The following is a 26359-nucleotide window of genomic DNA, read 5'->3' as shown; positions in this document are numbered from 1 at the left end:
GGGATATTTCTGTATCTATAGTTGAGAACAGATGGAAGCTGTGATAATCTGATTCCTATATGTATAGTGTTAGTCTGTTATCGGTTTGATTACATTTTCAGGAATAGTGAGTTGTATCTTCTTTTGATTTCTGAAAAGAAGGATTTGAATAGGCTTGTCAGTGCCTGCTTGCCGGATGGCGACTTTCAGTTGGGCAAGGTTGTTGATTTCTTGCCGGTTGAATCCGAGGATAACGTCGTTTGCATAAACGTAATCTCTTAAAGGATTGCCCATTACGCGGACGGAAATGACGTATACTCCTCGTTCAGAATCCATTCCTGTGGCGGAACGTTCTCCTAGTGTCTCTAGGTTTTTGAGGGATAGTCCTGACCATTCAAATATGGCCGATGCTTCTGTCTTTCCTTGCAGGACAGAAGGATAAGGAAATGACGGACGTTGTGTCAGTGCTTGTAGTTGGGGTGAAATAACTCCGAATCTGTCCATTTCGAAATTTCGGAACCCGCACAATGAACTAATTTGAGCTATTTGGTCGATTTTGAAATTTCCTTTGGCGGGATTATGAAACGTGATGGGGCAGACTATAGAATGCTTGTCCGTGCCGTTCTTTCGGGCGGTTGTGTAAGCTATGCTGTCGGTGAACAGATTATAGTCGATTTCCGTTCCCCAATGGGAGATACCAATTGGACGGTATGGCTCCATGACAATGTTGCGTACGAAAACGTCACCGCTGTTCTTGAACCAAACGTGGGGATGAAAGGTGCAGTTTATCATAATATTATTCTCAACTGTGCGGTGAAATCCCTCCCGTAACTTTATACCACCGTTTAAACATAGATTATTGTAAATATGGTAGTTACTTGAACCGTCATCGAGGTCGATGTCCCAACCACGGTCACATCTGAAACGGTTGTTGCGGATGATGGTGGCAGAGGCGGCGTCGGCGAGAACCAGTTCAGGATTGTTTGTTACCAGTTGACTCATTTCGCGGTAGGATGATCGCCAGAAACGGTCACGTCCCCACGAATTGAATGCTCCGTGGTCGCCCGTCTCCATCACAGTGTCGAACACGTCATTGTATTCTATAATGTGTCCGCCCCATGTCCCCTCACTGATATTTATACCGGCGCGCGGAGTGTGGTAAATACTGTTGTGACTGACGGTAATGCAGTGGCACATTGAAAGTTCGATTCCGGCGGTTTGCTTCTCGAAAAGTCCGATGTGGTGAATCAAGTTGTCATACGCCATGCAGTTGGTAGGGAAGTCGTTGTTCAGAGCACCGGGGATGGAGTCTAGTTCGGAGATTGGAACCGCTTTGCTATACTCGAAACTTGGCGAACGAACTGCTGACGGATTGCCAACAAAGCAAATGGCACTGGCGCCAATCTCTGAGAAATGGCAGCCCGATACGGACGAATTTTGGTTGTAGTTGGAGAACATGAGTGCATTCCCTCCTACATGATGGATATGGCAGTTCTTGATTATGCAATTCTCGGTGCCTTCTAACAGAAGGGCAGCCCCGCGATATATTCGCCAGTCTGAGCGAAGGAGAGGTTCATACTGCTCCATAAAAGTGCGCACTGTTTGGGTGAGCTCTATATCTTGAATAATGATGTTGCGGACAGGTGATGATGAATTGCCTCGAAATTCAATCAGATGTTTTAATTGTGGTGTCTCGAATATGGCTTTGTTGATATCTTCACCGCAGACTGGATAGTAATAGAGCATGGATTCTTGTGGCGAATAGTACCATTCTCCTGGAGCGTCCAGTTCCTCAAAAATGTTTTCCACCATTTGGTTTTGTGGATGTAGTCCGGATTGGCGATTGTTCTGCCATCCTCCTTCCAACTTTAGTTTGCCGGTTGGTTGCTCTATTCCGGTGATTCGGAAATGAAAATCGCCCCAGTCATGCGAATGCATTGCATGTAAATACCCTCCAGCAGGATTTTTCCATTTTTGGGTTCGCTGCGGAGAGGTAGCATCTGCTGAAGTGCCGTTGAAACGTATGGCTGTAGATTCGAAATTCGGAAAGCGTGCCATAGGGCGGATATTACCGTTCACCAGCAGCATGTCCATGATGAAGGGGTGGGGTAGAGTAGCTTTCATAATACCGTTTGTATGAGGCTGCCAGTCTAGTTTTTGCTGGATGCCGCTACTGAGGATTACTTTCTCGTCGGGGTAAGCGCGAAGGATGAGTTGTTTTCGGACTCCGCCATCTGCTGGAGTGAAAACCAAAGGGTGAGTCAGAATATATTTGCCTTCTCGCAAATAGACGGTCACTGTCCCCTTCTTGTTACAGCGCGCTTTTTCCAGTGCTTTCGTGATGCTTTTGAAGGGTGAACGTATACTGCCATCTCCAGAATCTTTTCCATTAACGGATACAAAATAGTTCGTTTGTGAAAGCAATGTTGCATATGGATTGCCGAAGCAGAACAGAATGATGAGACAGAAGCGATGAATCATTTTAGACATGGTGCAATAAGTATGTATATCAGTACTGAATAAAATTAGGCACGAATTACATGTTTTTACGGTTCTGATTGATAAAACCGTGTGTCACGTGTAATCCGTGCCTAAGTATACAAAAAAGATTTAAAAGATGTCCCTTTTCTTTTTAGGTTAGAAGAATCATAGTTTTATTTCTTACCTACGTTGAATTCTCCTATTTGCATGGAACTGCCAGATGTCGAACCGCCTGCGATGTCACTCCATTTCACCAGTTTTACTTTGATATACCTGTATGTGGATTCCGGGATTTCTATTTTTATTTCATCTGTATTGTTGGCATGAGGAATATCAATATTCGACTGTATTTCCGTAAAGTCCTTACCATTGTTGCTTCCTTCGATAGAAATGCCCCATACTCTCAGATAATCGTAACTGTTGCCGGCTCTGTGTGCCCAAGTGAAATAATTGAAGCTTTGCTCTACTCCCATGTCAACCACAAAATATAACTGATGGTCTGCAGGTGTAGTGGAACCACTGTATGATTTGCCGGGTTTTACCAATGACAAGAAAGTGCTAGCATCTCCATCGAACATATCTTCAGGTTTGCCTGTTGAGCCATCCACTACATATCCGTTTCCGTTGCTGTATTTAATAGATGTTTCCACGCTCCATCCGTCGCGTATGAAAGGTTCTGTTCCGCTACCGATGATTTTCAGGTCTGCCGTTACTCCGCTACCGTCCGTAGCTGCTACTTTGATAGTAGCTGTTCCTTCCTTTTCTATTTTCAATATACCGTTTTCTATGGAAACAATGTCTTTGTCACCTTCTACTGTGTAGTTCAGTGTTTTGTTTCCTGCGTTTGCAGGCATTACTTCAATCAATGATGTGAGGTTGAATACTTGCCCTAGTCCGATAGTTTGGTTATGCAAAGAAGCCGGTAGTCTGATTTCGCTTACCTTAGCGGCAGGAGCGGCTGCTTGTGTGACGGGGAGTTCCAAACGGTGTGCTCCGTCATAAATCAGCGTAACAATGCTGTTTCTTTCTTGAGTGACGGTTGATTCTGTGATTCTCAGATTAACGGTGGTGTTCTCAATGGAAGCACGAATCCAGTTGGATTCGCTGATGATGTAGACACGCTCGGGATTAATTTCTGCCGAAACAGTAAAGTCACGAGTCAATAAACCGCCTTCATAGCCGATGGTGAAGCCTTCGTTGGGAATATTAATCCAATTGTCCGGCACAATTGTCGTATCGTCATCATTACTGCAGGAAGACAGGAATGTACACAAGATGCACATGAGAAAAAATACATTGTTTTGTATAAAGTTTCTTATATGTTTCATAACAGTTCTATTTAAATTGTATACGTATTTCGATTAATAGTTGTTTAAGTTGTTTTCTGTAATCAGATGCAAGTTCGCGGGAGCCGGTTCGTATCCTTTCCCATTAATTTCCGCTTTCAATGCATCAATTTGCTTTTGGGTGATAGTGAACTTTTTGTTTCCGTAGTCATTCAGCTCGGTATCTACGGGAGTCAGGAATCCCCATTTCTCGAAAAAATCCAGCAGGTTTATTTTGGAAATGGCACATGCCTGCCGGACGAAGTCAAGTTGGTTAAGCCCCTGGTTTTCACCTTTGTCACTCGGACTTTCGTGTGTACGGAAGTATTCGTAGAGGTCATAATAGAAGTCGGATTCGTAACGCACGTTATGCATATAGAGCTTAAGTTGCCAAAAGGGTACAAGTTGTGTTTCTCTGACTATGTCCGCTACTCCCGGCAGGCTGTGTGCACGTTTGCCGTCGACAATGAATGCGATGGCTGCTTCATAGATATTTTCGAATGAACCACTGATGGCTTGTCCGTTTTCATCTTTGGGGGTGCAAGAGTCTACAAGTAGTTTGCATGGTTTGCCGAAGGAGGTCTGTACATAGAGCGAGTGGATGTTGTTAGTCACTTCGGTGGTTCCCGACCATTTGATGCCAGGACGTGTTTGGTTGCAGTGTCCCACTTCATGTGCAGGTCCCCAACAACGGTCGGCAAAGCGGTCGGGGTTGCAGAATGGTTCTGCATAGTAGTCGCTGGCGTTGTACACAGTGCGATAGTCGGTAGCATTCGGACTTTTTGTTTTGTAGTCAATGCAGAAATGCATACGGTTGTTAAACATCCGGTTGTATTTGACAAGCCCCATGAATTCCTCTTCCAAATAAACCAGCCGATCGCAGTTTTCGATAGTTCGGGTGATTTCTGTATTGTATTTCTTGAAATCGGATACTCTCCAGGTGATGTGCGAGTATTTGCCCAATACGTCAATGTCTTGATATGTGGCGTTATCGCGAATCGTTGCCCAATCACTTTCCTTGTGTTTGGCGATGTCGAAATAACCGTTCACCCTAGCCATGGCAAAATGTATCTGTACAGTTTTTTCTTCCACTAGTTTGCGGACAGCCTCGTCGGCTTCGTCGAGCGTGAGGGGAATAGCATCGTTTACATGGTTTAGCACGTAGATCAGACCTCCTACTTCGGCAGTGATTTCATTGTATCCCTCTTCTAAGTCGTATGTTTTGAAGTTATTGTATCCTCCATTCAAATCTTGGATAATGAGGGAAATCTTTCCTCCTTTGTAGATTTTTCCGACCATGATAGCTAGCTTCTCTCCGCTTTTGGCATAGATGCCAGTGGGATTGTCGCGGAGACTGTATTTCCCGGTCTTGTTTGCTGCTGCCATTATCGACGGGTGCTGATAGGGGCGGTAGTTTGCCAAGCGGTAGGATGAATTGTAGTCTCCGTTCAGCAACGCAAGTCCCAGTTCTTTCAGGTATTGGTTGGGAATCTGCTTGATTTGTTTTTCCGTTACGCCTGATTTTAGTTGCGTACACATTGCGTCTGCAAATATTGAATATGGATCAAACTTATGCGTACTGGCTTCGAAGAATTCCATTTCCGCACAACTTACCCTGTCTTCGTAGGCCTTGTTGATGACAAAGCGTACTTTCTTTACATTGGCTATACCGTTGGGTAGTCTCATGGTAAAGGGAGTATGTACTCCGTTGCCCCTTTCGTAGTTACCTACTTCGGTAAACTCATCCGGACGGTCTGAAGTTGATACTTCTACCGAGAATTTGTCGAATGAGCCCCATTTGTTACCCGAGTCTGTGCGAGGAGTATATACAATACTGTTCAGCGTGCTGCCTTCTTCCAGTTCGTATGTGATGTAGAAAGGGTAGGATACAGCTCCGAATTTGGAGTTGAAATAAGTTTTCTTGTTTCCATCCCATGTCATGTTCAGTGTCAACGGATTTCCGTCGCTGTCCTTAGATGTTGCCTCTTCCGATGTGGCTTCTCCCCTCACTACTTTGATTGGTTTGTCGGCAGAGGCAGGAGCAGCATCCTGCGTCACATTAATTGTACATTTCTGTGTACCATAGGCGAGTGTCAGCGTTGTAGAGCGCTTTTGTTCCCGGTATGAATATTCTGCCAGTAGGATAAGCCTGGAGTTTTCGAAGGTGGCGGTGATCCATTCGTTTCCGTCGTTGCTGAAAGAACAAGACACTAGTGAGAGGTCTATCTCTTTGTCAAGTGTGAAGCTGCGTTTTTCTGTGCCACCTTCGTAGGTGAAGTTGACTGCTTCTGTCGAGATATTAATCCAGTTGGCGGGCAAAAAAATCTCGTCATCCTTTTCGTTGCTACTGCATCCGGCGAGAGAGAAAGAATACAAGACAGATAGCAGGAACAGGACGGCAGAGGCAAAGCAGTGTTTCTTATGTCTTTTTATATATTTCATAGTAATTCATTTGATTTAATTGCTCGTTGCAAGTAAAAGCAAAGGGGAAATGCCCCCTTGCTTTCAATTTCTCAAAACAATCAATTTTACCATAATGGATTTTGTACGAAGAGTTTACTCTTCTGTACTTCATTGTATGGTACCGGATATAACAACATAGCACGGTTCCATGCTCTGGTTTCGATATTCACCCGATTGTAGAACGAACCGGCACCTATGCGGTTTGCCTTAGGCGATTGCATGTCCATGCCTGTACGGAACAATTGCTGGTCGCGTTTGTTGTTGGCATCGTCTGCTGTCATCCAACGGCGTATGTCGAAGTAACGTTGTCCTTCGCAGAATAACTCTACCTGGCGTTCTCTTTGTATTGCCCAGCGTTGTTTTTCCTGGTCGCCGATAATGTTCTTTTTACCTTCATTTGCAAGTTCTTGATATCCGGGGATACCAGCTCTTTTGCGAACCTTGTCGAGGTAAGTGATAATTTTCGTATCGCTTGGATCGATTTCGTTGCAAACTTCGGCATAATACAGATAGAAATCGGCAAGACGGAGTAAAATAGACGGGCGAGACCATTGCTTTACTACAGCAGGTCTGTTTTTACCCGAATCAGCCGCACGGGTGTAATACTGCAAACTGCGGTATTTGAATTTGTAGAGCATGTATCCAGTATATGGATTTTCCGCTTTCGAACGGTCGTTGCCTTCTCCTTTGGCAAATCCTACTGTATAGCTGGCTTTGTTTTGCGGCTGAACATGCCAACTTTTGCCTTCATAAGTGACTGCTGCATAGAAACGAGGTTCTCTGTTGTGATACATGTTGTAGATGTCTTTGTCGGTGCGTTGGTCTTCATTACATACGTTTTTCCAGTCGCCGAATCCATCTTCCTTGTATCCACTGCCTTGGTCGTCTATTTCAAGCCCGTTGTCCATAAAGAAGGCATCTACACTTTCCTGGAATACTCCCACGTTGCCGAATGAGTTGCTTGAATACAAATCTCGAGGATTGGTACGTGGTTCCATGTTTGTAGTGACACTGTAATAATGATTGTATGGTCCTGCCCAAATGATTTCATCCGTATAATACTGGTAAAGTTCATAAACGGACAAGTTGGCATCACCTGTTTTCGATTCGTACAATGCATATCCTTTTTCTTCAGCGAAGTTCAGGAAATCTTCCAGTCTTCTCTTGGCAATTTTCCATTTTTCCGGGTCATAGTCGGGGAATAAACGTTCACCATCATGGTTTGTCAAGTTCAGTGCTTCCGTATATTTTCCGTTAAACAAAGGAGAAGCTGCATACACCCACAATTTTGCTCTCAGTGCCAGTGCGGTGGCTTTTGTTGGCCGTACCATTTCTGCTAGATTGTATTTGTCGTTGTTGTGGTCTGTGTGGTCTGTCGGAGTCGCGTTGAATGTTGTTTCGGGCAGATAGCCGGAATTAATTACTTCTTCCAGTAGTTGATCGATATGGTTCACCAGTTTGTCTATCGGAGCACGTGCATAGTCTATCTGGTTCTGGTCTTCCGGATCGGCAATTTCCGTAATGATAGGCACTGGACCGTACAATTCGAACAAAGAGAAATAACTGTATGCAATCAGAAATTTGGCTTCCGCTTTCATTCTGTTCACATCTTCTTCTGAGAGATAATCAACGCCGCTACTTACATTCGGGTCACCCAATGGTTTGGCGTTTTCCAAGAATATCATAGCTTGGCGAATGTAAATGTAGCATCTCCACCAGCGATGGAATGGTGCCGAGTTGGACGTAAACCCATTGGGTAATGCTGTATATGCAGAGCCCTGACGTGCAGTGATTTCACCGGCTAGTAAGTTCCAACCACCCGTGAAAGCACCAGTACTGGAGTTGACTCCCAATCCCATTTCAGAATAATCGGAGATGACGTTGAAGGTGTTCTTATGCCATCTTTCCATATAACCTTTATTATTGAATACAGCTTCTTTATCGATTACGTCTGCTAGTTCTTTTGATACATCCAAATAGTCCGAACATGAAGAAAAACAGCTTATTAAACCGCAGCCAATTAGTGAATATAGTATATTTTTAATTTTCATAATTCTATCTTTGATTTTAATTAAAATGCAACTTCAAGTCCCATAGTCCAAGTTCCACAAATCGGATATTTGGAGCCTGATGAACTGTTTCCTAATTCCGGGTCCCACATCTTGACATGATCCCATACTGCCAGATTGGTTCCCTGTATGTAAATTCTTAGGTTTGACATTCTAAGTTTTTGAATCAGTTTCTTGTCAAATTGATACCCTACCTCCACGTTCTTCAGACGCAAGAAGCTGGCGTCGCGATACCACCATGTGCTTGCTTCGTTGTTGTGAGTAAAACGGTTGGCGTGTGTACGTGGATACATGACATTTTGGTTGAAGGGATCGGCTGCTGTCCATCGGTTCATGGCCTCCGCACGTGCAGAAGAACTGTCGACTCCATTATAGAACGGAATGAAGTTGGATGTCTTCGCCAGCAGGTTGGTAGACGCTTTTGCCACTCCCTGGAAGAAGATGCCGGCAAAGAAACCTTTGTAGTCGATATTCAGACCGAAACCGTAAACAATCTGAGGGTTGTTAGGGTATAACCCGTTTCTGTAACTCATATCGTTGGCATCGATTGAACCGTCATTGTTCATATCCTTGTATTTGATATCACCGGGAGCCACGTTGGCGGCAGGTTTGGGAAGTCCTTCCTTCAGTGTGTAGGTATATCCGCCTTGTCCGTTTGAAGTGATATAGAAATCATTGGGCGTATACAATCTTTCAGCGACGTATACTTTCGGTTGACCGATTGGATTGCCTGTATAGTACATATAGTCTTCTACCTGTTCGATTTCATCATACTCTGTGATTTTGTTTTTGGCGTATGTGAAGTTACCTCTGGCGGACAGATTCAGTTTACCGATACTTTGTTTCAGAATGACGCTACCGTCAAATCCTTTGTTGGACGTCTTACCGTAATTTTGGTAAGGATTCTCACGATAACCCAATACGGTAGGGATAGTCTTGCGTTGTAACAGGATTTGTTCGCGGGTGTTGGAGAAATAGTCCACGGAGATATCTACACGACCACGGAAAAGTCCTAAGTCGATACCATAGTTTGACTTGTACTCTTTTTCCCAAGTCAATGAAGGAGCGGCAAATAAATCTTCAACGATACCGTTCTTGGAAGGACCGTCTTTACCTCCACTTGTTCCTAACGTCATGCCGTAGTCATAGCCTAAATCGCCTGTGCTCAGTTGTTCGCGATAAGCGAAACGGTCACCACTAATTGCATCATTACCCGTGACACCGTATGAAGCTCTCAGTTTTAGCTTACTGATGATGTTCTCGATATTGTTCTTCTGCATAAATTTCTCATGGCTGATATACCAAGCACCACCGATGGCGGGGAAAATACCCCAACGATGTCCTGCTGAGAAGTTTTCACTACCGGATGCACCGAAACTGGCTTCCAGCATATAACGACTGTCGTAGCCATAAGATGCACGACCTACCACGTTCTGTTTCCTGTAAGGCAACGCGGTACCCATATATTGAGTTTCTTTTTGGTTATAAAGAATCATACCGGTAAGGTCGTGTTTTTGAGCAAATGTACGTTTATAGTTTAATGACCCCTCAATATAGATTTTTTTCTTTCCGCCAGTTCCGGTTACTGACATATCACCAAGTTTACTACCTTCATTGACTGTTACAAATTTCAGCGAGTTGTCTTCGTTACGTCCGGTTGCAAAGACTGTACGGGCTGTTTTTGAACGTAATGATACAGAATAAAAATCAGCATCAAAACTGACACTTCCTTTTATAGACAACCCGTTGGTAATGAAATCGAGTTTCTGCTCCAAGGTTACTTTGCTTTGGAAAGATGCATCCCATCTTTTGGAATATCCAGTGTGGTTCAACAGATTGTACGGATTGTAACGGTTGGCGGCAGCTCCTTGCGGGTCGGCAAGCGAGCCGTCGGAATAGTGCATCGGAACCAGGTGTGTCGGGAATAGTGTGATAGCGCTGAAGATACCGTCGGAACTATAGTTCGGGTTGTTTTTCTTTTTATACTGTCCGCTCATATCTACAGACAACTTGGTTGTAGGGGTGATGTCCATATCTACGTTAGAGCGTAGGTTGTATCTTTGCAGTCCGATATTTGCATCATATTCTTCGACTGTATTTGATTTGAATATACCATCTTCTGAATAGTATGCTCCCGAAACAAAGAATCTGGTTTTTTCCGAACCACCTCTAAAATTGATAGTATACCGTTGGTTGTGCGTATGTTTTGCCAATAAGTCTGTCCAGTCTACATTGGGATACAGGTCGCGGTCTGCTCCAGTGCGGTATTTCTCAAGAATATCTTGCGAATAACTACCGTTATATTCGTTAAGAAGACCGGGATTTCCTGCTTCGTTCCATTCTCCTTCGTTGTAGAGGGATAGATAATTATATGCATCCAGTAGCTCCGGCATACGGGTTGGAGTAACAACACTGTATTGAGCGTTGAAACTTACCTTGGTTTTTTGGGCAACACCACGTTTAGAGGTAATCAATACAACACCGTTGGCACCTTCCGCCCCATATACAGCAGTAGCGGCAGCGTCTTTCAGAACAGAAAAAGATTCGATTTCGTCTACGTCGATGTCGTTCATATCACGTGGCACTCCGTCGACCAATACTAACGGGTTTGTTCCTCCGGCATATGAGCTTTGACCGCGAATCCAGAATGCTGCGTCATCATTGCCGGGTTCTCCACTGCGTTGGATGGCAATAACACCTGCTATCTGTCCTGAAATAGAATTTACCAGACTTCGGGTTGGTATGGCAATATCTGCGGGTTTCAGTGAATTGACTGATGCTACCACACTTTCTTTTTTCTGTTGTCCGTAACCGACAACTACAACATCGTCCAGATTGATGTTAGACTCTGCCAGTGTAACATTTATGACATTTTCTTTTTTTACTTTCTGGTCTATGCTCTTGTAACCGATATACCGGAACTCAAGTGTTTCGCCTTCTTTTGCTTGAATAGAATATTTACCGTCCATGTCAGTCAGTGCACCATTAATCGTTCCTTTTACCAATACGGTGGCTCCGATTATCGGTTCTCCCGTTTCATCTTTGACAATACCGGTGATATTCTTATTTTTTCCTTTTTTCACGATTTCCACTTCTTTGGGTGACAGAATAATCTGCTGTTTCTGAAAGCGGAATGAAATATTGGTTGGCTCAAACATTTTGCGTAATGCTAAACGGATTTCTTCATTTTGTGCAACCAAGCTGACTTGTTGTTTGATATCCGTTTCTGTCACGTCATATGAGAAGGTGTATTTGGAGGCTTTTTCAATTTGCTCCATTGCATCTTTTAATGCGATATTCTGAAAAGAAATACTAATCTTTTCTGTGCCGCTTTGCGCTGCTATTCCTAAGGCAAAGAGGGTAAAAAACGCGAATAAAAATATTTTTTTGAATTTCATAAATTATTTAGATGTATTAAATTTTAAGTGTTAAAAATAAAAGATTTCAATTAGTATGTTTCTACTTCATAGGCATTGATTTTTATGAGTTAATATTATATGTTATTTATTTTTCTTTCATGGTTACCATCCGGCATGTTCATGCTTGTTTTCGCGTGAATCTGCGTTTCGTTTCTTTTCACCAGTGTAGTTCCATCTAATTTCATCGGTATATTCTTTTCCGTTGTGTGTCGTGACGGCTTTGATTATGTTTTCTCCTTGTCGTAATGTGACGTTGTCAAAAATATAATGTACGTTGGTATATCCATTGCGGATATTGGTTAGTCTCTGTCCATTGAGGTATACTTCCGGAGTTCCGATATTAGAATATACAGTCACAGAAGTTTGCTTCCGTTCACGATCCGTATTCCGGCGTTGAGTCAGGTATAATACAGGCTCTTCGCTCCAGTTGGCTTTATACCAGTAGTAAGAGTCCTTCTTGGTTTTCCGGTCAAAAGTTATCAGTCCTTTCAAATTACGGGCAGGCACACCACCACGCTCCCACATTGGTACACCAAAGTCAAACATATTCCAAAGATAAGAGGCAATGATATAAGGATGTTTCGAAATAATACTCCATTGATATTCATGAGTCTTAGTTTGAAACGTTTCCGGATAAAAAGGTTTTCCCCAGTTCAACGCATCACCAAGATATTCAGTTTGATGTTCTAGATTAGCGTCCGCTCCATATTCAGTCAACATTAGCTTCTGCCACGGATATTTCTCTTCCAACCCTTTCACCCATGGTTCAATATCTTGCAGTTTCTTCTCATACCACCCGAAATACCGGTTCATCCCTTGAATATCCGCATTTTGGTTCACTGCGTGCTCAGTATGCCCGAATCCGTTGACAGCTACTGTATAGCGATCCGGATCCTCCGTCTTGGCAAGATTATGAAGTGTCTGCGTCAGCCCGGCCGTATATTCATGAGGCTGATATACCTCATTATGTAATCCCCATACATAAATAGAAGGGTGATTAAAACTCTGACGAATCAACTCACGGAGTTGAGACTGTGCATTTTCCGCTTCATATCCCGTCACACGATTTACAAAAGGAATTTCTGCCCAAATAACCAATCCCAGTGAATCACAACGGGAATATAAATAGTCTGACTGCTGATAATGGGCAAAGCGGACAGTTGTTGCCCCCACATCCATAATCTGAGCTAGATCAAAGTCATGTTCTTTGTTAGTAAGAGCACTTCCCAATCCCCACCAATCCTGATGACGGGTTACACCATACATCGGATATTTCTCACCGTTCAGATAGAATCCTTTACCGGCTACAATCTCATATTTGCGGACACCTAATGGTTGGATTACTTCATCAATAACTTTCCCATCTGATATCAGACGTGAAACTACTTTATACAAATAAGGATCTTTACGTCCTTGCCAAAGGTGAGGTTTACTCAATTTAAAAGTGGAAGCATAAGTCTGTGTTCCTTGAGGAGTTAATTCCAAAGGAAGACGGTGCGAAAGAACTTTCTTTCCTTCTTGTGTATAAAGAGAATTTTCAAGTACTAAGTCAGCAGGTGTAAGACCGCCATTATCCAATTTTACTTTTACAGTAATATCAGCCGAGCGTTTTGATACATTCTTCTGAGTAATATAAACCCCTGGAGAAGCACAGTCAGTAACTGTAATGTTATTCTGTCCGGTAACAATAAGCCATACCGGACGATAAATACCACCATACACTCCGAAAAGGTTATGATTCACCGGAATAACGTCCGGTCGTGAGGTATTATCGGCCTTTACCATAATTTCGTTCTCAGCGCCAAAGTTCAAAGCGGTGCCGATTTCAAAGGCAAAAGCACTGTATCCTCCTTTATGGGTTCCGACAAGCTTACCGTTCACATACACCTCGGTGTTTGCGCCCACACCTTCAAACCGGAGAAATATACGTTTCCCTTTCAATTCCTCTCCAAAGAACTGTTTTTTCTTATAATAGCCTACCCCTTCGTAAAAAGAAGCTGCTTTAACCTGCATATCCTTAGCATTCCATGTATGAGGCAGGTTTACAGCATCCCATTTTCCATTCCATTGAGCGGATACTTTCATCGGATTTTCTGAAAAAGGACCACGCTTGAACAACCACCCTTCATTGAAGGAGGTCACTTCACGGGCAGTCAGAGAGAAGAACTGCCCGATCAGCATAAATAAAATGAATGTAAATTTGAACTTCATATTATAATCCTCTTTTGATTTATGTTAAAGCATCCCGGTATATACCTTTTGTTCCCTTAGCTGCACGAACTTTAAGTTGAATAACATATGGTTCACCTGGGTTCTTTTTAGGAACAGATACATTATATTCATTACGAGCTGTTTCAACAACTTGAATCTCTTCGCCAGTACCTAATAAAGAAGCTTTTTCTACTGAGATGTCTTTCGGAGTCTTCACTGTCAGATGTCCGCTATATGGTTGGTTGAATACTACCATATACACTTCGCCATTTTTACCGCGTGTGTAATATCCCCAACCTTGTTTGTCAAATCCGGCATAGTCACAGGCATAGACAGCTTCACCGTAACGACTCATCCACTTACCGATAGCCTTAGCCAACTCTTTTTCTTCCGGACGGAAGTCCCCATCTGCCTGCGGACCAAAATTCACAACCATATTTCCGCCCATAGAAACTGCATGCACAATACGATCAATTACCTCTATCGGAGTCTTTACATAACTCAATGACCAATCTTTGTGGTACCCCCATTGATTTTCAGGAATAGTCATACAAGCCTCCCAATCCCATTGCGTCACTTTAAGGTCTTTTACTGGATCGGGCAGACGGCGTTCGTAACCGGATTCATAGTCACCCATTAGCCGACCGTTACTATCGAAATGGCGTTTGCCTTTATCGTCAGCACGCAAACGACTGTTGATAGTAACCCCTGGGAGCATTTCTTTCAACATTTGTTCGGCATGAGCTGTCCACCAACCATTCTTCTTGATACTGGCATCCCATGTACCGTCAAACCAGAAATCTTTCACCGTTGGATAGCGTGTAGCCAGTTCTTTCAACTGATTATCTGTAAACTCCAAAAAGCGATTGAATGCGATACTATCTTCTACTGATTTGATGCTGTAACGATAATCGGGATGACTCCAGTCCATTACTGAAAAATAGAAGTGCACATCAATACCTTCATCATTGTAAGCTTTCACCATTTCGCCCAACACATCTTTTTTATAGGGAGTATTTGCTACCGTATATTTGGAATATTTGCTCGGCCACAGGCAAAATCCTTCGTGGTGTTTCGTTGTTATCTTTATATATTTGACTCCCATTTCTTTAGCCATTTTCGCCCACTTCTTTGCGTCAAACTTGGTTGGGTTCCATTGATCCATCAATTTCATCCATTCGTCAGAAGGTACTTTTGCCCAGCTTTTCAACCATTCGGCTGCTCCGCCATATACTTTCCCGTTCCATTCCCCACCAGGAATAGCATATAATCCCCAATGAATAAAAGCTCCCAAACGGTTGTCGCGGAATTTTTGCATGGCCTGATCTTGTCGTTTACCTTCATTTGTAGCTCCATATTTTAAAGGAATCTCTTTTTTTATTTCCTGAGCGGAGGATAAAAAGGAGATGGCAGTAACTAGTGCGAATAATGTAATAATTCTTTTTGTGCCTTTCATCTTTTTCAGTTTTAATTAATAGTTGATATAATGAAGTGGCACAAACTTATGGCTAATAAATTAATGTGAGGTGACTTTTTGTGTTGTAAAAATGGAGTTTGAGTTTTTGTGGAAAATAAATGTAGGATTTTTGGACGATATGTGTATATGTATTTCTGCTTTTTACTCCGTTTGTGCGGGTATATACTTCAGGATGGACAAATATATCCGCCAGGATATTTGTTAGGGAAGTTTCTGGGGCGGAAATATGTCTTTTGTGTTGATAGTATGTGCAAATTGTCCATAATATATGCCTATATTTTCCACGATATCGTATATGTCTTTTTAAAGGGATATTTGGTTTTACTTCGTATAGAAACACTTCCTATTTTTACCTGAAATTTTTAATATTCAATCTTAGTGTAATTTATAAACCATGAGAAAACAGATAAAAATGAGTCGGCGATGCGTGCTTGGATGTATGATGCTTGCAATATCTCATCTGTCTCCGATGTATGCTTTCCCGGTGCAAGAGAAAGCGAGTACGTTTGAATGTGCGGTTTCTTCCAGACAGTTCATTACTAGTGCAAGAAAAATAAATCCCACCACTGTCGAAATTCTATTACCCAATAACCAGCGAATGTCCTTCGACTTCTATGGTGAAAACATCTTCCGTGTATTTCAGGACAACTCAGGAAGAATAATCAGAGATCCGCAGGCAAAACCGGAAGCGCAGATATTGGTAGACAATCCTCGAAAAGCGCTTTCTAAACTGGAGTTGGAAGAGAATAAAGATTTTGTCTTTCTGACTACTGAAAAGATAAAAGTCCAATTGGATAAGAAGACCTCTTTACTCAAGGTAATTAATCTGTTGACTAACACCGTTGTAGTGGAAGAGCTGGAAGCACCTCTTTTTGAGAAAGGAAAAGTAACCTTGACCTTGAAGGAGAATCCGCAAGAATACTTCTACGGTGGAGGTGTCCAGAACGGACGTTTCTCCCACAAGGGCAGAGTGATTTCCATCGAAAACCAAAATAGCTGGACAGACGGGGGAGTGGCATCACCCACTCCTTATTACTGGTCTACGAATGGGTATGGCGTGATGTGGTACACCTTTAAAAAAGGAAAATATGACTTCGGAGCCTCTGAACAGGGAAAGGTTAAGTTATATCACGAGTCAGATTATTTAGACGTGTTCTATATGATTAATGACGGAGCGGTAGCCTTGTTGAATGACTTCTACCAACTGACGGGAAACCCTGTTTTATTGCCTAAATTCGGCTTCTATCAGGGACATCTGAACGCTTACAATCGTGACTATTGGGTAGAAAACGAGAAAGGCATCCTGTTTGAGGACGGCAAGCGATATAAAGAAAGCCAGAAAGACAACGGGGGAATCAAAGAATCGCTGAACGGAGAAAAGAACAATTACCAGTTCTCCGCACGTGCGGTAATCGACCGCTATAAGAAACATGACATGCCGTTGGGCTGGCTGCTCCCGAACGACGGCTATGGAGCCGGATACGGACAGACGGAAACCTTGGACGGTAATATACAAAACCTGAAAAGTCTGGGGGATTATGCCCGTCAGAACGGGGTGGAGATAGGATTATGGACACAGTCGGATCTGCACCCGAAAGAAGGAGTGAGCGCTTTGCTACAAAGGGATATTGTGAAAGAAGTAAGGGATGCCGGAGTGCGTGTGCTGAAAACTGACGTAGCCTGGGTAGGTGCCGGCTATTCTTTCGGACTGAACGGAGTGGCTGACGTGGGACATATAATGCCTTATTATGGTAATGATGCCCGGCCGTTTATTATCTCTCTCGACGGTTGGGCGGGAACGCAACGTTATGCCGGCATCTGGTCGGGCGACCAGACTGGCGGCGTATGGGAATATATCCGTTTCCACATTCCGACCTACATCGGTTCGGGACTGTCCGGGCAACCGAATATCACTTCTGATATGGACGGTATTTTCGGTGGCAAGAATCTGATAGTGAACACCCGTGATTTCCAGTGGAAAACCTTTACTCCCATGGAACTGAACATGGACGGTTGGGGTTCCAATGAAAAATATCCGCATGCCTTGGGAGAACCGGCCACATCCATTAACCGCTGGTATCTGAAGTTGAAATCAGAACTGATGCCTTATGCTTACAGTATCGCTAAAGAAGCTGTAGACGGCATGCCAATGATAAGGGCGATGTTCTTGGAATATCCGAATGCTTATACTCAAGGAACGGCTACACAATATCAATATCTCTACGGACCCTATTTTCTGGTTGCTCCTATCTATCAGGCGACTAAAGCGGATGAGCAAGGAAATGATATCCGTGACGGCATATACTTGCCCGAAGGCGTATGGATTGATTATTTCACAGGCGAGAAATATGCCGGAAACTGTATACTCAACAACTTTGCAGCTCCTCTCTGGAAACTTCCCGTATTTGTGAAGAACGGAGCGATTATTCCACTGACAAATCCTAATAATAATGTAAGTGAAATCAATAAAGGAATCCGTATCTATGAACTTTACCCATATGGTGAGACTCTTTTTACCGAATATGATGACGACGGCATATCCGAAGAATATAAACGAGGTAAAGGAGTAACAACAGATATCAAATCCGTAGTTGACAGTAAGAATAATGTCACTGTTACCATCTGTCCGGCAAAGGGTGATTTTACAGGTTTCGTGAAAGAAAAGGCGACTGAATTCAGAATCAATGTCACTGCCCTGCCGAAGAAAGTAACGGCACAACTGGGAAAGAAGAAAGTGCAACTGGCAAAGGTCACCTCGAAAGATGAATTTGAGAGAGCTGAAAACGTATTCTTCTACGATGAGGCTCCCAATCTGAACCGGTTTGCTACTGAAGGAAGCGAGTTTGAAAAGGTAGTTGTCACCAAGAACCCGCAACTTCTGGTGAAGCTGGCTGCTACCGATATTACGGCAAACGCGACGACATTGCGCATTGAAGGATTCCGCTTCGCTCCCGAAGACCGTCACCGGATAACTGCCGGAACTTTGGCTGCCCCTGTTGCCCGGATTACTGCCGGCAACACGGAAGCCTATACGCTGAAACCGACATGGGATAAAGTGGCTAATGCCGATTTCTATGAGATTGACTTTATGAATATGCTGTATACTACGATAAAGGATACGGAATTGTTGTTTAGAGACCTGACTCCCGAAACGTCCTACTCGTTTAAGATACGTGCTGTCAATAAAGACGGAGTTTCCGACTGGACTGAGTTCGGTGCTACAACCAAATCCGATCCGCTGGAATTTGCTATCCGTGGTATCAAGGGTGAATGTACTGCCGCTTCGCAAGGAAGAGTAGGTGTGAAACGTCTGTTCGATTTTGTAGAGTCTGGAGACATCTGGCATACTAAATACGGGGAAAAAGCCGTTCCTTTCGACTTGGTGATTGACCTGGTTTCTGTTAACCAACTGGATAAATTCCACTACCTGCCACGTACAAACGCCGGTAACGGAACGTTACTGAAAGGAACCGTTTCTTATAGCATGAATAAAGAGCAGTGGACGGAAGCCGGTGCATTTGAATGGCAGCGCAACGATGATGTGAAGATATTCAATTTCACCGGTCATCCTACCGCCCGTTATATCAGACTGTCTGTTACGGAAGCAGTCGGCAACTACGGCTCCGGCAAAGAAATCTACGTGTTCAAAGTGCCCGGAACGGAAAGTTATCTTCAAGGAGACATCAATCTCGACGGCAAGATTGACGGCAATGACTTGACATCATACATCAACTATACGGGATTGAGAAAAGGTGACTCTGATTTCGAAGGATACATCAGCAATGGTGATATCAATAAGAACGGACTGATTGACGCATATGATATTTCGGTGGTTGCCACGCAGCTTGAAGGCGGTGTTGATAACCGCGGAATGGAAAAAGTGGATGGTGCACTTGAAATCAGCACCCCGAAACAGGTATATGACAAAGATGAGATTATTGAAATTCAAGTGAAAGGTACCGGCTTGCGTGCAGTCAATGCATTCAGCTTTGCTTTGCCTTACAATCAACAGGATTATGAGTTTGTCGGGGTGGAATTGCAGAACATGAATGCAATGGAGAATCTGACTTACGACCGTCTTCATACCAATGGCTCAAAAGCCCTGTATCCTACCTTTGTCAATGTAGGAAACAAGAAGACTCTTGAAGGAACCGTTGACTTATGCCTTTTGAAGTTTAAGGCAAAACGTAAAGTGAAATTCGACTTGAAGGTCATTGACGGCTTGTTGGTGGATAAGAAATTGAATACTCATAAATCGAATGTTCAGTAATTGGGTTAGTTAGTATAGTTGTTCAGAAAGCTGCTTTTTTCTTTCTTTATGGAAGATAAGAGCAGCTTAAACGGAAAATATGACTCTATTTAATCCATAATGCCCGTTATCTTTGCCTTGAACAAAATTATAGTATTATGAAGAAATTACTTTTAACCCTTGCCCTATGCATGGGCTATTTGTGTACTACAGTTGCGCAGACATTTATTAAAACAGAAGTGAAGCAGTCAATGCGGCGGGTGGCCGACTGGCAGATTGCTCATTACAACAAGGCTATTTACGGTGACCTCAACTGGGTGAATGCCACTTTTCACCTGGGACTTGTCCACTGGGCTGCGATAGCCGAACAAACAGACAAAGATGATTCGTATTATAAATGGTTGTTGCGGCTGGGAAACCGTAACTACTGGCAGGTAGACCAACGGATGTATCATGCGGACGATATCTGTATCTCGCAGATGTATCTGTATATGTACGAAAAGTATAAGAAGAAAAGTATGCTCATCCCGACACAGGCACGTGCCGAATGGGTGATTGCCAATCCTCCTTCCGGTTCGTTCGAACTGAACTACGGCGATGCAACCACGCTGGAACACTGGACTTGGTGTGACGCACTGTTCATGGCACCTCCCGTTTACATGAAACTTTACAATATCACGGGCGACAAGAAGTTCATCCGTTTCATGGATAAGGAATATAAGGCTACTTACAATTATCTGTTCGATAAGGAAGATAATCTTTTCTACCGTGACCACCGCTACTTTACGATGAAGGAAGCCAATGGCGCGAAAGTATTCTGGGGGCGTGGTAATGGCTGGGTACTCGGAGGACTTGTAGAGATGTTGCGCGAACTTCCTGCCAAGAGCAAATATCGTCCGTTTTATCAGGACTTGTTCCTGAAGTTATGCCGTCGCATTGCTCCTTTGCAGGGTAAGGACGGTTTTTGGCATGCAAGCCTGCTCGATCCGGCTTCTTATCCGTCGCCCGAGACGAGTTGCAGCGGCTTCTTCGTGTATGCGCTGGCTTATGGAATAAACGAAGGGCTCCTGCCAAAAGAAGAATTTCTGCCTGTGGTGGAGAAAGGCTGGCAAGCATTGGTGTCGGCTGTGGGAGAAGACGGGAAACTGGGTTATGTGCAGCCTATCGGTGCCGACCCCAAGAAGGTGACTCCCGATATGACAGAAGTCTATGGGCCGGGAGCTTTCCTGCTGGCAGGGACAGAAATCTACCGTATGGCACAGGATGCCCCGAAACGGAATACGAATATCTCTCAAAGCCGTATCCGTGAAATTGCTGCTATGCTGCCCGATAAACCGAAAGGAATGGGCGTTTCTTATAAAGACCGTACTTTCTGGAATAAAGTAAAAGAGAGTGGCAAAGCGGAAAAGCTGTTGACAGAGGAAGCCCCCGCATTATTGAAAAAGGGTATGCCTCCTTTTGTTGACTCATTATATCTGCATCTGAACAAAACCAATGTCCGCCTGCCGGGCGAAAATATGATGAATGCCCGCTATCATTATCTGTTCCGGTTGACATTGGCTGAATGTCTTGAAAATAAAAGACGTTACATTCCCGCTATCGAAAAGGCACTGGTTGCTCTCTGCAACCAGAACTCCTGGTCGATTCCGGCTCACGACCGCAATCTGAATAATTATCATGGGACAGATTATTATGTCGATTTGGTGGTCGCTACGGCCGGCAACGGAATAGCGCAGTGTGTCGCTATGCTCGACGACCGTCTGTCGCCGGAAGTAAAGGCCCGTGTGCAGTGCGCTTTCCGCGAAAAAGTTTTTCGTCCCGTATATCGTTGCCTGGAAGAGACAAAACCTTTCTGGTGGTTCACGGTTACAAATAACTGGAACTCGGTTTGTCTGGCTGGTGTCACGGGTGCCGCCCTTACTTTGTTGGCAGATAAGGAAGAACGTGCTTATTTTGTTGCCGCAGCCGAAAAATATAATGTGTATGGTATGAAAGGATATGCCGACGACGGCTATTGCAGTGAAGGTGTCGGTTACTATAATTATGGTTTCCGTGCTTACATCTTGTTGCGTGAGGAAGTATGCCGTGCCACACAAGGTAAGATAGACTTCTTCCGTGAGCCTAAATTTGTGCGTATTGCCCAGTATGGCAGGAAAATACAGATGAACGAGGGTGTATGTCCTGCTTATTCCGATTGCCGTATTGGGCTTTCTCCTGATAAGTTCATCCTTGATTATTGCGACCGTGCGCTTGGCATTACCTCGCCGGAAGAGAAATACATTCTTCCTTCAGGCAGTAATTTCTCTCTTTATCTTATTGAACTATTCCCCCATCAGGTGTGGAAAATGGAAATGACGGACGGCATCCGTCAGGCGTTGCAGGAAGGTTCTGATTCTTTGCGTGCTTATTACGAGAAGGCAGGAATCTTGGTGGCGCGTCCTGCCGAGGGTAGTTCGTGTCCGATGGCTGTCTCGGTCAAGGGTGGTGATAATGCTGAAAATCATAACCATAATGATATCGGTTCTTATGCTGTCGCTTTGGGAGGGAGTACGATGGCGGGCGACCAGGGAGGTCCTTTCTCTTATCCCGGTGATTATTTCAGTGCGGAAGCTCCTGCGAAATATAAAATTAAAGGGTCTTTCGGACACCCGGTTCCCGTGGTAGATGGGAAAACACAGTCTGCCGGTGCCAAAGCGAAAGCTATTGTACTCAGGAAAGAATTTACAAAGGAAAAAGACTCTTTTAGTATTGACTATACATCGGCTTATTCTACCCCCAATCTGGATAAGTTGATCCGTACTTTCGTCTATGACCGCCAGGGTGAAGGCAGTTTTACCGTCAGTGATGAATTTACAGCCAATGCGCCTATCCGGTTCGAAACAGCCATAACGACACAAGCCGACTGGAAAGTTCTGGACGATACACGTCTTTTGCTCACTAGCGGCACCGAACAGATGATTGTCAATATCGAAGCGTCCGGCAAAGTCGCATTTACTTCTGAAACTATCGAAGTGAATTCTCCGGCTTATACCCGCATCGGGATTGCGCTGAAGGAGCAGGCGGAGAAAGGATATATCCGTCTGATGATGCAGGCAAAACAATTGTAATAATGAAGATGCTGTGAAAAACACTATTTATATTTTATGATTTGGCAAGGAGGAGGCATATGCATACAAATTTGGTATATGAATTGAGAACTAGTTGTTTAGATTATGAAGAATTCTTCGAATATCAGAAATCAATTAATATATTGATGCATACCATTCTATCTCCTGTTACTCTTTGCCACAATTTGATAACTGAAGAATGGAGACAGTTATTTGCCCTTATGGATATCCTTTATGGAGATGTTTTGAAAATATGGTTGGCTAAATATGATTGTCTGTCCGAAGAGGAGATTGCTCTCTGTTATTTTTGTTACATAGGAATAAAGCATAGTAATCAGGCTGTTTTCTTTGGTGTTTCATCACATAGCTTGAGTAAACGTAAGCAGCGTTTGAAGGACAAACTGATGATTCCGCAGGGGATGTCTTTCAAAGATGCTGTTGGCGCGATGTAAATATCATAAAATAAAAAATCATGGTGACAGGACAGCCTTCATCCCTTTAGCCCTCTATGCGAAAAAAGCAAAATCATTTCTCATATTCTCATAGAGAATGGTAATCAATTGATAATTAGATGTATAAACTATGAGAATCAAAATGTTTACATGCATTTCTCATAGTTTATACCTCTAAAATGCCTTCAAAGAAGGTATTTCTCATACTTTGTTTCGCATTTCTCATGCTGTATATTATGCTTGTCCTTGTTTCAGGATACTAATATGTATAGGTCAATATAGCCGTAGTTTGTGTGTTGAGTCGGTAGATAACATATCTTTTACAATAGACATTATTGTGCTTTCCTGCCTTCATCCGTATTATTCCACTCCAGTGAACAGACCGTTGCACTAAAGTGGATAGACTTGTTCACTCTAGTGCATGAATCTGTTCACTCGAGTGAAACGATAGAGATGTCTTATTGAAAATCTATTGATTACAGTAGCATAATCTTTGGTTATCAGTTTGTTATAATAAAAATGAACGGTGGATTTGTTACAGTTTATTAAGTGTTAATGATCAGACTATAGGAATACTGTTTGTGATGTATGAGAAATGCCGGTAATGGTATGAGAGATGCATTGTTTTAAGCGCGTTTTCTTGATAAAACAATGAGAAATGCATGTAAATAATTTTATTCTCATTCTTTATGTGTTTAGTAATCAGATGAATATGCTTTACTATGAGAATATGAGAAATGTTTTTGTTTTTTTATTCTAGTGTGACGCTGAGCAGAAACTATGATGAAACAGATATTTGGCTCGTTTTGCGTAGGATATGAATAAAATTTGGCTTGGTTACCCTAATTTTCTAACAGAAAAGCACAGATGCTATTTGTCGTTGTCCATCAAATTTCGTTCTTTCTCTTGTAAGTGTTTGTGTATTAGTGCTATAAAATTTAAAAATGTCCATCGGAATTTTTGGATATCGTTTTTCGATTCGTTATCTTTACAGACAGAAAACACGAATCTTTGGTCATTAAATCATATAGGGGGATATTTATGAATAAAATACGATTCCTTCTTTTGCATTTTTGAGTCTTTGGAGGTTCCTTTTGCAGCGGTATTGGCTTATAAATCGAGAAATATAAATGAAACCTGTATATATGAAGGTAAAACAGACTTTTTCAAAAAACAGTATGAAGAGTTACAGAGGTTTTATCAACAGCGTATAGAGTGTGATTTGCCGATTTATTGTTGTTCAATTACAAATGATATAACTACAATAAAAAAACGAAATTCGAGAAATTTTGCTTGTGGGGGTGGAATTAATATTTTTGCAGTTACAGATAATGGTAATATTTATTCATGTGAGCATTTAGCTTTTGATGAGAAATATGCGGTTGGTAATATAGCTTCTGGAATAGATAAAAAAGTGTTGGAAAGTATGCAACCAGACGATGTGAATTCTATTTTGGAATGTAGCAATTGCTGGATAAGATTTTTTTGTAGTGCTGGATGTTTTTCGGAAAAGATGCTTATAGGGAGAGCTTCTAAAAGTTTGCCAAAGGAGGAATGTACATTGAAAAGAATTTATTGTGGAATGGCTTTCTTTTTGTTTGTCAGGAAAGTTGAAAGAAATTGATACGTCTGTGATAACAACAGCTAAAGGAAGCCTATATAATACTAATATTAATCATCATGAGACGTGGTCGTTGATTTATATAGTGGGAACAGCTATTTTGCAAGAAATGGCTCAAAAGGTCGGTTATGAGTCTTTATTAACTTCTATATTCTCTTTCTTTTATGATAATGCAGATAATTTTGTTAATTATTTTTCATAGGAATTAAGTAAGAATATTATGAAATACAAAATGATATGCTGATTTTATTTTACCAAAAAAAACGGTGCACGCGATTTATGATGTGTGAAATAATAGTGGTATTGATTAATTGAATTGTTAAAGTCATATGGAAAATGCGGTAAACATATCATGCAAAACCGATCGTGAGTTTTGGTGCCATACTCTTTCTCGGATGGCAGCTCCGGTGTTGAGTAATATGAGCAAAGGTTTGTTGGCAAAACGGATGCCAATAGAATACAGCCGTACTTGGGACGGACGAAACAGACAAGTCGCTTATCTGGAATGTTTCGGCAGACTGATGGCGGGCTTGGCTCCGTGGTTGTCATTGCCTGAAGATGAAACGCCGGAAGGCAGTCAACGCAAACAACTCCGCGAGTGGGCTCTTCAAAGTTATGTGAATGCTGTAGACCCTGAAAGCCCCGACCTGTTGTTTTGGGAAGGAGAATTGCAACCATTGGTAGATGCAGCTTATCTTGCACATAGTTTCTTGCGCGGATATGAACAATTGTGGATTCCTTTGTCTCTCCAGACCAAGCAGCGCTATGTCGAACGGTTCAAAAGACTACGCCGGATAACCCCGCCTTATAATAATTGGCTGATGTTTCCCGCTATTATAGAAACATTTTTGCTTGTAGCAGGTGAGGCTTATGATTTATACCGGATAACTTTGGCCATAAACAAAATGGAAGAATGGTACGTAGGAGACGGCTGGTATTCGGACGGCGCTCATTTCGCGTTTGATTATTATAGCAGTTATGTGATTCATCCTATGTATGTGGAGTGTCTGGAAACGTTGGCGGAGTTTTTGAGCCCGTCTTATTTCCCTTTGTATGAAAAAGCACTGAAAAGAATGCAACGTTATGGATGCATCCTCGAACGTCTCATCTCTCCCGAAGGTTATTTCCCTGTCGTAGGACGTTCGGCAACTTATCGCACTGCTGTATTCCAACCATTGGCAATGCTGGCTTTAAACGAAGAACTTCCGCAATCATTGTCCTGTGGACAAGTACGTACGGCACTTACTGCTGTATTCCGCAAGATGTTTGAGGGAGAGCAGAACTTTACTTCCGATGGGTATTTGACATTGGGTGTAAATGGTTATCAGCCGCATGCCGTTGACTATTATACGAATACGGGCAGCCTTTATATGGCCAGTCTTGGTTTCCTGCCGTTAGGGCTTCCTGCTTCTCATTCGTTTTGGACATCTGAGGCAGAACTATGGACTTCGCAGAAAATATGGTCGGGGGCGGATATCGGAGTTGATCGAAAATTTATTTGACAGT

General features: G+C 42.8%; 12 protein-coding genes. 5 read left to right on the top strand and 7 right to left on the bottom strand.

The genetic code is table 11. The annotated features are described in order from the left end of the window. Positions 1–69 precede the first annotated feature (69 nt). The 7 genes from ACGHVY_RS22965 to ACGHVY_RS22935 form a co-directional block, all read right to left on the bottom strand. Positions 70–2469 carry a right-handed parallel beta-helix repeat-containing protein gene (locus ACGHVY_RS22965; RefSeq protein ID WP_390601857.1) on the bottom strand — a complete coding sequence of 800 codons (2400 nt, stop codon included), beginning with the start codon at positions 2467–2469 and terminating at the stop codon, positions 70–72. Between the two features lie 164 nt (positions 2470–2633). Then, positions 2634–3788 (bottom strand): discoidin domain-containing protein, encoded by a 1155-nt coding sequence (locus tag ACGHVY_RS22960; RefSeq protein ID WP_390601855.1) that lies wholly within the window; start codon positions 3786–3788, stop codon positions 2634–2636. A gap of 33 nt (positions 3789–3821) precedes the next feature. Further along, positions 3822–6227: a M60 family metallopeptidase gene (locus ACGHVY_RS22955; RefSeq protein WP_390601853.1), complete on the bottom strand. Its 2406-nt coding sequence runs from the start codon at positions 6225–6227 to the stop codon at positions 3822–3824. Positions 6228–6313: 86 nt separating this feature from the next. Next, positions 6314–8158, bottom strand: coding sequence for a RagB/SusD family nutrient uptake outer membrane protein (locus tag ACGHVY_RS22950; RefSeq protein ID WP_390601851.1), 1845 nt, complete (start codon positions 8156–8158; stop codon positions 6314–6316). Positions 8159–8319: 161 nt separating this feature from the next. Further along, positions 8320–11715, bottom strand: a complete 3396-nt coding sequence (locus ACGHVY_RS22945; RefSeq protein WP_308745910.1) for a TonB-dependent receptor — start codon at positions 11713–11715, stop codon at positions 8320–8322. Between the two features lie 123 nt (positions 11716–11838). After that, positions 11839–13947 (bottom strand): glycoside hydrolase family 2 TIM barrel-domain containing protein, encoded by a 2109-nt coding sequence (locus ACGHVY_RS22940; RefSeq protein WP_308745911.1) that lies wholly within the window; start codon positions 13945–13947, stop codon positions 11839–11841. 19 nt (positions 13948–13966) lie between these two features. Beyond that, on the bottom strand, positions 13967–15403 hold the full coding sequence (locus tag ACGHVY_RS22935; protein WP_390601848.1) for an alpha-L-fucosidase: 1437 nt from the start codon (positions 15401–15403) through the stop codon (positions 13967–13969). Positions 15404–15818: 415 nt separating this feature from the next. Here ACGHVY_RS22935 and ACGHVY_RS22930 point away from each other — a divergent pair, with 415 nt between their 5' ends. The 5 genes from ACGHVY_RS22930 (at position 15819) to ACGHVY_RS22910 (ending at position 26355) form a co-directional block, all read left to right on the top strand. Next, on the top strand, positions 15819–19694 hold the full coding sequence (locus tag ACGHVY_RS22930; RefSeq protein ID WP_390601846.1) for a TIM-barrel domain-containing protein: 3876 nt from the start codon (positions 15819–15821) through the stop codon (positions 19692–19694). Between the two features lie 137 nt (positions 19695–19831). Beyond that, complete coding sequence (locus tag ACGHVY_RS22925; protein WP_390601844.1) at positions 19832–22780, top strand: glycoside hydrolase family 88 protein; 2949 nt, start codon at positions 19832–19834, stop codon at positions 22778–22780. A 59-nt stretch (positions 22781–22839) separates the two neighbouring features. Continuing rightward, positions 22840–23232 (top strand): hypothetical protein, encoded by a 393-nt coding sequence (locus tag ACGHVY_RS22920; protein WP_390601842.1) that lies wholly within the window; start codon positions 22840–22842, stop codon positions 23230–23232. Between the two features lie 1081 nt (positions 23233–24313). After that, positions 24314–24856 (top strand): SPASM domain-containing protein, encoded by a 543-nt coding sequence (locus ACGHVY_RS22915; RefSeq protein WP_390601840.1) that lies wholly within the window; start codon positions 24314–24316, stop codon positions 24854–24856. 326 nt (positions 24857–25182) lie between these two features. After that, on the top strand, positions 25183–26355 hold the full coding sequence (locus tag ACGHVY_RS22910) for a DUF2264 domain-containing protein (protein WP_390601838.1): 1173 nt from the start codon (positions 25183–25185) through the stop codon (positions 26353–26355). Positions 26356–26359 lie beyond the last annotated feature (4 nt).

This window comes from Bacteroides sp. f07 (assembly GCF_042854785.1).
GTDB lineage: Bacteria > Bacteroidota > Bacteroidia > Bacteroidales > Bacteroidaceae > Bacteroides.
The sequence above is the reverse complement of the archived record's forward strand: the minus strand, read 5'-3'. Positions and strand labels throughout refer to the sequence as shown.

Coding starts and splice junctions, on each gene's coding strand:
- ACGHVY_RS22930 (WP_390601846.1), top strand. CDS start 15,819: ATGAGAAAACAGATAAAAATGAGTCGGCGATGCGTGCTTGGATGTATG.
- ACGHVY_RS22955 (WP_390601853.1), bottom strand. CDS start 6,227: ATGAAATATATAAAAAGACATAAGAAACACTGCTTTGCCTCTGCCGTC.
- ACGHVY_RS22925 (WP_390601844.1), top strand. CDS start 19,832: ATGAAGAAATTACTTTTAACCCTTGCCCTATGCATGGGCTATTTGTGT.
- ACGHVY_RS22950 (WP_390601851.1), bottom strand. CDS start 8,158: ATGGAAAGATGGCATAAGAACACCTTCAACGTCATCTCCGATTATTCT.
- ACGHVY_RS22945 (WP_308745910.1), bottom strand. CDS start 11,715: ATGAAATTCAAAAAAATATTTTTATTCGCGTTTTTTACCCTCTTTGCC.
- ACGHVY_RS22965 (WP_390601857.1), bottom strand. CDS start 2,469: ATGTCTAAAATGATTCATCGCTTCTGTCTCATCATTCTGTTCTGCTTC.
- ACGHVY_RS22910 (WP_390601838.1), top strand. CDS start 25,183: ATGGAAAATGCGGTAAACATATCATGCAAAACCGATCGTGAGTTTTGG.
- ACGHVY_RS22940 (WP_308745911.1), bottom strand. CDS start 13,947: ATGAAGTTCAAATTTACATTCATTTTATTTATGCTGATCGGGCAGTTC.
- ACGHVY_RS22960 (WP_390601855.1), bottom strand. CDS start 3,788: ATGAAACATATAAGAAACTTTATACAAAACAATGTATTTTTTCTCATG.
- ACGHVY_RS22920 (WP_390601842.1), top strand. CDS start 22,840: ATGCATACAAATTTGGTATATGAATTGAGAACTAGTTGTTTAGATTAT.
- ACGHVY_RS22935 (WP_390601848.1), bottom strand. CDS start 15,403: ATGAAAGGCACAAAAAGAATTATTACATTATTCGCACTAGTTACTGCC.